Source organism: Oceanobacillus damuensis (assembly GCF_001618145.1).
Classification (GTDB): Bacteria; Bacillota; Bacilli; order Bacillales; family Amphibacillaceae; genus Oceanobacillus; species Oceanobacillus damuensis.
Genome location: NZ_LQNF01000036.1, coordinates 23570 through 35046, shown reverse-complemented (window position 1 = coordinate 35046; position 11477 = coordinate 23570). Strand labels below are relative to the sequence as shown.

Genomic DNA, 11477 nt, shown 5'->3' with positions numbered 1-11477 from the left:
TAGAGACATTCCAAGTTTAACCCAGTTAACTGTTTAAGCTAATTTTCTTGGTGCGAATTGTTGAGTTAAATATGTTATCTGCTGCCTCTAATACAGGGAACACCGTGTGCTTTTGGAGCCTCAGCACGTCCTGACTGAACCCTGCAGGCCAGAATCGTATATATATTGCGCAATCAAAAGGTAGATTTTCGGTACACACTGAAGAAGCGGTATACTCGATCCGATGACACTCAGGCTTAACTGCAATGCAACGCATTCTAAAAAACGTTAATGCCCTTCGTATCAGCAGACATCCGATGTTCTCATTACACCCGATTTTCAAGTGCGTTTTCTTAAAACGTGAAAACTGAAGACATCCGACCGGAAGTAATTGGCTGAGTACAGGATAGCTTCATCTTCACTTGTATAATGGACCTGCTTCAACAAGAGAAGTGACTGATCTGGCGCACAATTTAATATACTGTATATTCGATCATGATAACTGATTGGTTCAATATATGTAACAGCATAAGAAATCCGCTTATTTGCATATTCTTCCAAAAGATTAAAAATGGAATCCTCTTCATGAACATGGTCAAGCGGTATTAATGCTGCAGGTACCTTATCAATGCAAAATACTACAGGTTTACGATCAGCTGTACGTACCCTTTCAATTTTTGCTATGGTATCTATACTATCGGAGGAAAACTTTGCTTTATCTTCATCTGTTGCTTCAACTATTTCAGCCGACAAATACTGGGAACCGGCAATTTTCCCGGATTCTTCAATCATATGTGTGACACTTTTCAGTTCTTCTATCCCAGATGAAAAGATTGGCTTCGAATTAACAAAAGTACCGACACCGTGTCTTCTTGTTACAACATTGTCTTCTTCAAGGATGCGCAAAGCTTCTCTTAAAGTGGCTCTTGAAACCCCTAAGTGTTTAGACAACTGATATTCAGATGGCAGCTTTTCATTCTCACTGTATGTACCATTTTCAATATCTCTCGTAATTTCATCGATGACCTGCAAATATAGGTGCCTTGAATCCGATTTAATAGACACAAAATCCCCTCTTTCCATTTAGCAGCCAATAAAGAGATCTGACCTCTGACGTATGACTATTTGTCTGTCATTAATAGTATCATTATTAATAAAATAAATAAATAGAATGAAGAAAAATTTCTTAAAAGATTCACCCTAGAATGAAAATTCCAGCCAGAAGAAAGAGGGACCTCTATAACCTAGTCATAGATGCCCCTCTTTTTCCACTCTACTTATAACATTTGAAGCATGAATGGTTTATGTTGTTTGTTCTTCGGTAGATTGGGAAACCAGTACGGTTCGTGGTTTACTTCCTTCATACGGACCTACAATCCCTCTGGCTTCCATCGCATCGATCAACCGCGCTGCACGCGTATATCCTATCCTGAATCTTCGCTGCAGCATGGATACACTGGCACTCTGCATTTCCGTTATCATCTGAACAGCATCATTGTAAAGTTCATCATCTACTTCTTCAACCACTTCATTCGTATCTTCAGGTATCATTTCTTCCTGATAAGAGGCCTTTTGTTGTTCAATGCAATGGTCTACAATCCGTTCGACCTCTTCATCCGATAAAAATGCTCCTTGGACACGGGTGGGTTTGGAGGAACCTACCGGCATAAACAGCATATCGCCTCTTCCCAACAGCTTTTCTGCTCCACCAGAGTCAAGTATTGTTCTCGAATCAGTTTGCGAAGATACACTGAAGGCAATTCTAGAGGGGATATTCGCTTTAATGACTCCAGTGATCACGTCCACAGACGGTCTTTGTGTGGCGATAATCAAATGTATCCCTGCAGCTCTTGCCATTTGGGCTAATCTAGTAATGGAATCCTCCACATCGTTGGAAGCTACCATCATTAGATCAGCCAGCTCATCTACCAAAACAACAATGTATGGAAGATGCGGCTGTTTTTCTTCGGAGTTAAGATTATACTTCCTGATAAATTCATTGTATCCTTCAATATTACGTGTACCTGTATCCGAAAATAGATCATATCTTCTTTCCATCTCCGATACTACCTTTTTCAATGCCCTTGAAGCTTTCTTCGGATCGGTTACGACCGGGGCCAAGAGATGTGGAATACCGTTATATACGTTCAATTCCACTTTTTTGGGATCAATCATCATCATCTTCACTTCGTGGGGCTTCGCACGCATTAAAATGCTTGTAATAATCCCATTTACACAAACACTTTTCCCGCTTCCAGTTGCACCGGCAATAAGTAAATGCGGCATTTTATTTAATTCACCTACTACTGCTTCACCGGAAATATCCCTGCCTAATGCATATAGTAGTTTTGAAGTTTTATTATTCCACGTTTTATCCAGTACTTCCCGAAGTGATACCATTGCAATTTCCTGATTAGGCACTTCAATACCCACAGCTGACTTTCCTGGAATCGGCGCTTCAATCCGGATATCTTTTGCCGCAAGAGCAAGAGCAATATCATCATGCAAGCCAACAATTTTGCTTACTTTCACGCCAGCCTCCGGATAAACTTCATATTTCGTTACTGCTGGACCTACATGAACTTTGGTAATTCTTGCTTTAACACCGAAGCTTTTAAACGTCCGTTCAAGCTTGCGTACAGTTGCCTGTATTTGTGATTTTTCCTGTGCTTGAGAATTGTGTGCCGGTTCAGCCAACAGATCATGGGAAGGTAATACATAATCATAATTTTCCGTTGCTGTCATTGGCATAGGCTGATCGATATCATCCACTTTATCTGGAATATCTTTCACTTCTTCTTTTGTCTCTTCTCTTGCTTCAGGTTCCAGTTTCGAAGCTGCATAAGCCACTTCCGTGAAATCATTTATGAATGGTTCCTCATTCTGCACTAATTCTTCCGCAGGTGCATCGTCCTCTATGTGTACTTCCTTTTCCATTTCTTTCTGCTGTTTTTTATCGGCCCTTGCATCTTTCCACTTCTTAACTTGATTGTCAGCCAGAGATTTAGTCTTCGCAAATATTTTTGAAAAAAAGTCGCCTACAGATATTTCTGTAATAAATATCAGACCGATCAACATGGAAAAAACGGCCACAATTTTGGAACCTGCCAAGGAGAACATATAGTAGCAAAATGTAAAAATAATTGCTCCAAGCATACCTCCACCGGTCTGTATGGCAGTGCCTGTCCCGGTCACATAGTTAAGGAAATTACTCCATGTAGTCCCGATGATTGAGGCATTCTCCGCAGAAACTAGTAAACTTTCAAACGTTTGAATATGTGTGAACAGCAATACCCCGGCAAACAAAATATAAAAGCCCACCATTTTTCTGCTCCCGAAATTGGGATATCTCCGTTTGACAAGTAAAAGCACGCCAGTAATCAGGAGGAATACCGATGCAACAAAATACCAGATTCCAAGAAAGAAATGGAAGAAATGTTCCAGCCATCCCGGTATTGCTCCATCACTTATTGCACTTGTACCGCTACCGAATATGGATAGAAATATAAATAATAGTCCAAGTAATTCCAATTTTAATAGTTTCGTTTGCTTAGCACTTCTTCTTTTTCTTTTTTTTGCCATCTTATCACCTCAAGGTTTCCGCACATATATACGAATAGTAAACCCTTGCCTAACAATTGGCAAGGGAACTATTACCACATGCAATTATACCATAAATCATGGTAAAAATTTGATTCAGGTCAAGATTCTTCCAGGGGAAAATTCCGTGTTTAAAAAGTCATTTGGGTCAGACGAAAGCAATTGCTGTATTTGATAAGATCCATCCGGCTTTTTTTCAGCATATATCGTCCTGCCTTTGTAGGAAACACTCTCGATATTCGTGTAGTTCTCCATCTCAGTTGGGAAAATATCGTTATAAGCCATTGGTGTATAGAGAATCATTGGACGACACCACTTTCCTGTGAGACGGCAGGACCTATAAATTCATTTAATTTATTCATGGCCTCTTTAACCCCTCCAACCTCATTAATTAACCCATACTCCACTGCGTCTTTGCCTACCACATTCGTACCGATATCTCTTGTAAGATTTCCTTTGGCAAACATTAGATCCTTAAATTTCTCTTCTTTGATATTCGAATGTTGCACTACGAATTGAATGACTCTATCCTGCATTTTATCAAGGTATTCAAATGTTTGAGGAACCCCAATAACAAGTCCTGTAAGCCTTACCGGATGAATTGTCATGGTTGCAGTGGGAACAATGAATGAATAGTTTGTTGCTACTGCTATCGGTACTCCAATGGAATGACCACCGCCAAGCACAATCGATACAGTTGGCTTTGAAATCGATCCGATCATTTCAGCAAGTGCAAGTCCTGCCTCTACATCTCCTCCAACTGTATTCAACAGGATGATCAATCCTTCTATTTTTGGGTTTTGCTCAATGGCTATCAATTGCGGCAATAAATGTTCATATTTCGTTGTCTTATTTTGGGGCGGTAATTGCAGATGTCCTTCCACTTGCCCAATGATGGATAGCACATGAATGTTTGAATCTGGTGCCTGGGGAATATTGGATTGTCCCAATTGCTGAATCTTTTCGACAAGTGGCGACGAATTTGGCTGATTATCCTGTTGCTGGCTCTTTTTCTGATCTGTATCATTATTCATTTACGGTCACTCCCTTTATAACTTTGACTATAAAAATAGTATGAGCGTAAATGAACAAAAAATACCGGCGGATAACAGCCGATATTTCCGAGGTTATAGAAAAACTTTTTCAGCAGCGCTTTTATCACTGTATAGAGATATAACTCACTTCTATTAGACACGTGCAGTGTCCCAGACAAAAACGCCAAGCAGCTTCTAATCCTCAAGGAGAATTTTTAATTTCGCCATTTCTTTGTCTGTAAGGCTTAGTAATGGTAAACGCACGCCACCAGTGTCTATTCCTTTCATTTGCAAAGCAGCTTTAACCGGAGATGGACTAGGCGCTGTGAAAAGACCATTCATGATCGGAAGCAGATCACGATGAATCGATGCGGCCTCCTTCACCCTTCCCTCCAGAAAGTTACTGACCATTTCTTTCATTTCATTACCTATGATATGGGAAGCGACAGAAACGACCCCGTCTGCACCAAGCGCAAGCATCGGTATGGTCAGCCCATCATCTCCACTGTAAACACTGAAATCATCTGGCGTGCTTTGTATGATTTCTGCTACATAATCAAGATTCCCGCTTGCTTCTTTTACAGATACAATATTATCAATTGAACTTAGATTTATTATCGTATCAGGTGTCATATTTACGACTGACCGACCAGGTATGTTATAAAGCATGACCGGTAATGTTGTCTCTTTGGCAATGGCAGCAAAATGCTCATACATACCTCGTTGACTTGGTTTATTGTAATAAGGCGTCACAAGCATAATCCCATCCACACCGCGTAATTCCGCTTCTTTTGTAAGGCTTATTGATGCAGCTGTATTATTACTTCCTGTCCCCGCAATGACAGGCACCCTTTTATTTACTCGCTTAACCACATGCTCAAAGAGTAGGATTTTTTCTTCCGTTGTAAGGGTGGGAGATTCCCCGGTAGTTCCGGCCACTACCAAACCATCCGTTCCATTCTCAAGCAAATATTCGATCAGAATGCTCGTTTGCTCTAAATCCATTTTTCCATCTTTGTCAAATGGGGTGACCATTGCGGTCAGTACTTTCCCAAAATTCATACGTAATCACCTTTCTTTTGTAGGTGTTCAAAAAGCGGCACTAACGGGCTTTTTAAACATTCTCACTTGAGGTTTTATGACACCGGTTCGTTTATATTGCTTAACCCAAATACTTCATGGAGTGCATTTACTGCTGTAATTAAGTCATTCACATGCACCAGCACCCAGATTGTTGTATGACTGTCAGCGGATTGCAATATTTGCACACCAGCGTTAGTGAGTGCTTGAACGATTTTTGAAGCGACCCCCGGCACACCGCTCATTCCTGCTCCTACCGCCGAAACTTTCGCACAACCTTCCGTGATCTCCGGATGAAACCCGAGGACTTCCAATATATTTACAGCTTTTTCTGTAAGGGCTTCAGGCACAGTATAAACGACACCGGTCGGAGAAATATTGATGAAATCCACCGATATCCCAGCTTCTGCCATAGCCTTAAAAACTTCAGATTGGAGACGATAGGCAGACTCTTTCGTCTGAACTTTTATTTGGGTAATCGATGAAATATGTGCTATCCCAGTTATCATTCTGTCAGGGATATCCATTCCCAATTCAAGAAGTCTTGATGATGTAACCAATGTACCCATTTCCTGAGAATAGGTTGACCTGATTCGCATAGGTATTTTACCTTGCATCGCTATCTCGACAGCACGTGGATGGATTACCTTTGCGCCCTGATATGCCAGATTACATATCTCGTTATAGGTGACAATATCCAATGGGCGGGCAGTTTTCACCACTCGGGGATCAGCTGTCATAATACCATTGACATCGGTAAAAATTTCAATCCGGTCCGCTGCTAATGCAACACCAAGCGCAGCAGCACTTGTATCACTGCCCCCTCTGCCAATAGTCGTAATCTCACCTGATTCACTTTGTCCTTGAAAGCCGGCAATTACGACAACATCATTCTTTTCAAATTCCTTCAAGATCCGGCCTGGATTTACTTCCTTGATCTTCGCCTTGTTGAAGTCCTCAGTTGTCAAAAAACCCGCCTGCGCACCTGTTAATGCTGTTGCGGAAATATGGTTTTTTTGAAGCTCATTCGAAAGCACAACTGCAGATATTATTTCTCCACAAGACATTAACATATCCAACTCACGTTCAGAATTCTGATTGGAGGGATAATCAACAAGACCTAATAATGTATCTGTTGCATATGGATCAGGTTTTCGGCCCAACGCAGATACGACTACAGCTAGCTTATAGTCTTTAACTAAGGCATCTTTAATATGCTTTATAACGTGCTCCCTGTTTTCCTCCGATTGAACAGATGTTCCACCAAATTTTTGAACCAGTACTTGCATTATTTATAACACCTCTATTATTACCGGATACTGTATATTCATAAAGGAAGCAACAGGCTTCCTTTATGAATAATGATTATAGCCAATTATTTTTGATTAGGGATTGTGCAATCTGTACCGTATTCCATGCAGCACCTTTAAGGAGGTTATCGGAAACGATCCATAAATGGAAACCTCTTGGATTATCAAGATCCTTGCGAACACGGCCAACAAAAACATCTTCTTTATCTGCTGAACTTAAAGGTGTTGGATATACTTGTGCTTCCGGATCATCCTGCAGCACTACTCCATCTGCTGCCTCCAATACTTTCCACAGATCAGCTACATTTACGTCATCTTGGTCTACTTCAATATAAACACTTTCTGCATGCGACGTAAAGAATGGCAAGCGAACGCACGTAGCCGCCACCGACATATCGTTATCATGCATGATTTTCTTCGTTTCATTAATCATTTTCATTTCTTCAAACGTATAACCGTTTTCCCCAAATACATCGATTTGAGGCAGTGCATTAAATGCAATCGGATAATGGTTTTTGTCACCTTTAACGGGAAGCAGATTTGCTTCCACTTCTTCTTCATTCAGAATTTGCTGTGCCTGTACTTTTAATTCTTCTGTTGCCTGCGCTCCTGCACCTGATACAGCTTGATACGTAGATACAATAATTCGGTTCAGTCCAAAGGTATCCTTAATTGGTTTTAAGGCTGCAACCATCTGGATGGTTGAGCAATTTGGATTTGCGATGATTCCATTATGTTTTGCAATGTCTTCCTTATTTACTTCCGGTACAACTAGGGGAACACTCTCATCCATTCGGTATGCACTTGTATTATCCACCACTACAGCTCCATGCTTTACTGCCTCGGGTGCAAGCTCCTTGGAAACAGATCCTCCCGCAGAGAAAAGTGCAATGTCTATACCTTGAAAGCTTTCTGGGGTTGCTTCCTCTACCGTTACTTCGCTATTTCCAAATTGGATTTTCTTACCTGCAGATCTCTTTGAGGAGAGCAATTTCAGTTCATTTATTGGAAAATTTTTATCTTCTAGTAGCTGTATTATTTTCTCACCGACCGCTCCCGTTGCGCCGACAACTGCAACATTGTATGCTGTTTTCTGTGTCATTTGTAATGACTCCCTTCAAAATGGTAAAGTAAGTAACTTATAGTTTTTTATTTTAACATATTTTCAGGAGGATAAGGAATAATAATAGGTTGAAGTTGTTTACCCTTTAAAGCGGATTCTACACTTTCCAGTAAATAATCCAGTTTGGCAGTCATGGAATTGGGCTTATTAAACGGATCATCCTGCCCGAAAGGAATAAAGTAGATGTTTTTGCTGTTCATAAGTTTCATTAAGTTGGATCCATTCAATCCAAGTGCATCATTTGTCGTCACACCAAGCAAAACAGGCCGCTGATTTCTTAAGGTCGATTTTGCTGCCATCAACACCGGATTATCTGTAAGTGCATTTGCGAGCTTGCTTAATGAATTTCCTGTTAATGGAGCTATAACCATGCAGTCGAGAGGGGTTCTGGGCCCGAAAGGTTCAGCATCCGGGATGGTTCTTACAACCTTTTTCCCTGTAATGTTTTCCAGTTTTTCAATATGGTCAGTTGCTCTGCCAAATTTAGTATCCGTGTTTTGAACCGTGTAGGAGACAATCGGGATGACCTCTGCCTGCTCACTCATCAGTTTCTCTATTTGCGGAAACACCTGACTATGCGTATGGTGGGATCCGGTCAGACCAAAACCAATTCGCTTGCCTGCAAGACTCATATGGATTCCCTCTTTTCCTCTAAAATTTGTGTAATCACATCAGCCAAAATTTTACCTGCTGTTCTTGGGGCTACTATTCCAGGTAAGCTTTTTGCCAATATTGCTTTTATACCGCGTTTCTCAGCATATTCAAAATCTGTTCCCCCAGGTTTTGAGGCCAGATCAATTATGATCCCATTTGTCGGGAGGTTTTGAATTGCCTCCTTTGTTACAATTGGAGCGGGTATTGTATTTATTAGTACGTCACAGTTATCCGTGTGCTCTGAAAGCTTTTCCAAGGGGATTGCATGCAGGCCCATTTCCGTTATCCTTGCCAAGTCGCGAATGCTTCTTGCGCATACGGATACATTTGCACCCAATGCAGAGAATTTATTTGCCACTGTATTTCCCACCCGGCCGAAACCTGTAACAATCACTCGTGATGAATGTATCGTATGGTCTGTTTGCTCGAAAGCCATCATGATGGCACCTTCTGCAGTGGGGATTGAATTATAAATTGCTACATCATCACGGTCCAGTAAAGGAATCAATGAAACCCCAGCTTCATTTACTGCAGCTGATAAATAATCATTTGTTATGCCAGTAAAAATTACTGCGGACTTTTTTAATTTTTTAAACCATGATTTGCTCAAATTCGCCTTTTTCACAGAGAAAACCGTTTCAATATTGCCATCCATATCAGTACCTGTTATCGGTAGGACAATTGCATCCAGTTTGGACTGTTCCAGTTCTTCAATGTCAATTTGATTCAACTCTGTAAATCCTTGTTCCAGCTTGTCAAACCCGACGAGAATAATCGTTGTGTCAGGTAATTTTCTCAGTTGCCTGATTAGTTCTAAATAACGTGCATCTCCACCAATCACAGCTATTAATTGACTCATTATTCTTTTTACCCTCCAGACATCCATACCTTTATTCATTTTCTTTATAGCTTATGTGATACTACCTAAGGAGTGATTGTCAGTTATAAAAAAATGCTCTTTTGGGTGTCGTTATAATGAGGGACCGAAAGTGCGGGGCATATGATTTTTCTGATAACAGCGTAAAAAGAGGAAAAGGCCGATATCACAAAACGTGACATCAGCCTTTTCAAACATGTTTTATTCGAAGAAATTCTTTTCGATCATAATCATATCTTCTCCTATTTTCTTGATGGAATCCCATCTGATCCTTGTTTCCTCGCCTTCTTTTACCAATCCGAACCACTTATAGTTAGAAATGATAAAAGATTCAATCTGACCGGTTTCCTCGTTGATTTCCAAATCTGTCTGACCGAGTATCCCAAGCCTTGAACCTTCATTGACATTGATGATTTCTTTATCACTCATATCTCTAAACCGCATAGTTTAAGACCTCCTACAAATATGGATACTACATATATATGTAATGCTTGTTAACCTATGTATAAAAAAGCGGGCTATAAACCTTATATGGTTTCTGAGCCCGCTTTTCGCTAACTATTTTGTTGCTGCTGGTGCAATCAATGCACTCGATGCCGGATTATTGAACACTTGTTTAATTACCTGTTCAATCGTATCATGGTTGACCGCATCAATCTCCCGTATGATTTCATCCAGCGTTCGATGCCGCTGAAGCAGCAATTCATTCCTGCCATTTCTGGACATTCTGCTGTTCGTGCTTTCCAGGCTGAGCATTAAACTTCCCTTCAGCTGCTCCTTACTGTTCCGCAGTTCTTTGTCAGAAAGCCCTTCTTTAATCAACGTATCAACTGTTTTCTTAATCGTACCCTTAAGCAGGTCAAGCTGATCTTTACCTGTACCTGCATAGATTGTAAGCAATCCATTATCAAGAAATGTGGAATGGTATGAGAAAACGGAATATGCAAGTCCTTGTTTTTCCCTTATATCCTGGAATAACCTTGAACTCATACTTCCACCGAGTACATTATTCATGACCACAAGGCTGTATATATTTTCATCTTCCTGCGGCAACCCTTCAAAGCCTAAGCAAAGGTGTGCCTGTTCTGTGTCTTTGTTACGCTCAATCGTGTCAGCAAAAAAAGAAGGTTTCCGTATCTCCAGGTTATCCGCCGGTGACTCATAGTTGCCAAAATAGCTTTCTACTGTACTTATAAACGATTCTTCTACATTTCCTGCCACTGATACAACTACGTTATTAGGTGTATAGCGTTGTTCCACATACTTCCTGAGTATTGCCGGGTTAAACGACTTTAACTGTTCCTCCGTACCGAGAATGGAATATCCTAAAGGATGCTCACCATAGGACGCTTTTGCCAATAGATCATGAACAATATCATCAGGTGTATCCTCATACATTTTTATTTCTTCATAGACAACTTTCTTTTCACGTTCCAATTCCTCTTCATCAAAAGTGGAATTAAAGAACATGTCAGCGAGAATTTCCAAAGCGTATTCTTTATGAGTATCCAATACTTTTGCATAATAACAGGTATATTCCTTGGATGTAAAAGCATTAATCTGGCCGCCTATGGAATCAAATGCTTCCGCTATATCCTGTGCAGAACGTGTTTTAGTTCCTTTAAAAAACATGTGTTCCAAGAAATGGGATATACCATTATTTTCAACAGTTTCATTTCTCGAACCCGTTAATACCCATATACCAATTGTAACAGAACGAACGGCAGGTATTTTTTCTAAAACAATACGTAATCCATTTTTGCTGATATGCTTATCTACCAATATTATTTCCTCCTAATGTAGATGACCCCCGGCTTTAC

At 40.5% G+C, this 11477-nt stretch carries 11 protein-coding genes; all 11 read right to left on the bottom strand.

Annotation, left to right across the window (positions count from 1 at the left end; genetic code table 11):
- Positions 1–318: 318 nt before the first annotated feature.
- Entirely contained in the window at positions 319–1044 is a 726-nt protein-coding gene (locus A4245_RS16790; RefSeq protein ID WP_067730049.1) for a GntR family transcriptional regulator, read from the bottom strand.
- 237 nt (positions 1045–1281) lie between these two features.
- Positions 1282–3561, bottom strand: a complete 2280-nt coding sequence (locus A4245_RS16785) for an FtsK/SpoIIIE family DNA translocase (protein WP_067730047.1) — start codon at positions 3559–3561, stop codon at positions 1282–1284.
- Between the two features lie 114 nt (positions 3562–3675).
- Positions 3676–3882 carry a YlzJ-like family protein gene (locus A4245_RS16780; protein ID WP_067730045.1) on the bottom strand — a complete coding sequence of 69 codons (207 nt, stop codon included), beginning with the start codon at positions 3880–3882 and terminating at the stop codon, positions 3676–3678.
- Complete coding sequence (locus A4245_RS16775; protein ID WP_067730043.1) at positions 3879–4613, bottom strand: ClpP family protease; 735 nt, start codon at positions 4611–4613, stop codon at positions 3879–3881. The genes A4245_RS16780 and A4245_RS16775 overlap by 4 nt, the downstream gene beginning before the upstream one ends.
- 195 nt (positions 4614–4808) lie before the next feature.
- Positions 4809–5675 (bottom strand): 4-hydroxy-tetrahydrodipicolinate synthase, encoded by an 867-nt coding sequence (dapA, locus tag A4245_RS16770; RefSeq protein ID WP_067730041.1) that lies wholly within the window; start codon positions 5673–5675, stop codon positions 4809–4811.
- Between the two features lie 74 nt (positions 5676–5749).
- Positions 5750–6982, bottom strand: a complete 1233-nt coding sequence (gene dapG / locus A4245_RS16765; protein WP_067730039.1) for an aspartate kinase — start codon at positions 6980–6982, stop codon at positions 5750–5752.
- A gap of 76 nt (positions 6983–7058) precedes the next feature.
- A complete protein-coding gene (asd, locus tag A4245_RS16760) occupies positions 7059–8105 on the bottom strand; it encodes an aspartate-semialdehyde dehydrogenase (RefSeq protein WP_067730037.1) in 1047 nt (348 codons plus the stop codon).
- A 47-nt stretch (positions 8106–8152) separates the two neighbouring features.
- Positions 8153–8758, bottom strand: coding sequence for a dipicolinate synthase subunit B (dpaB, locus tag A4245_RS16755; RefSeq protein ID WP_067730035.1), 606 nt, complete (start codon positions 8756–8758; stop codon positions 8153–8155).
- The gene (gene dpaA, locus A4245_RS16750; protein WP_067730033.1) at positions 8755–9639 is read right to left on the bottom strand and encodes a dipicolinic acid synthetase subunit A; all 885 of its coding nucleotides are present in this window, start codon (positions 9637–9639) and stop codon (positions 8755–8757) included. The genes dpaB and dpaA overlap by 4 nt, the downstream gene beginning before the upstream one ends.
- 219 nt (positions 9640–9858) lie before the next feature.
- The gene (locus A4245_RS16745) at positions 9859–10101 is read right to left on the bottom strand and encodes a YlmC/YmxH family sporulation protein (RefSeq protein ID WP_067730031.1); all 243 of its coding nucleotides are present in this window, start codon (positions 10099–10101) and stop codon (positions 9859–9861) included.
- Positions 10102–10215: 114 nt separating this feature from the next.
- Positions 10216–11439: a M16 family metallopeptidase gene (locus A4245_RS16740; RefSeq protein WP_067730029.1), complete on the bottom strand. Its 1224-nt coding sequence runs from the start codon at positions 11437–11439 to the stop codon at positions 10216–10218.
- Positions 11440–11477 lie beyond the last annotated feature (38 nt).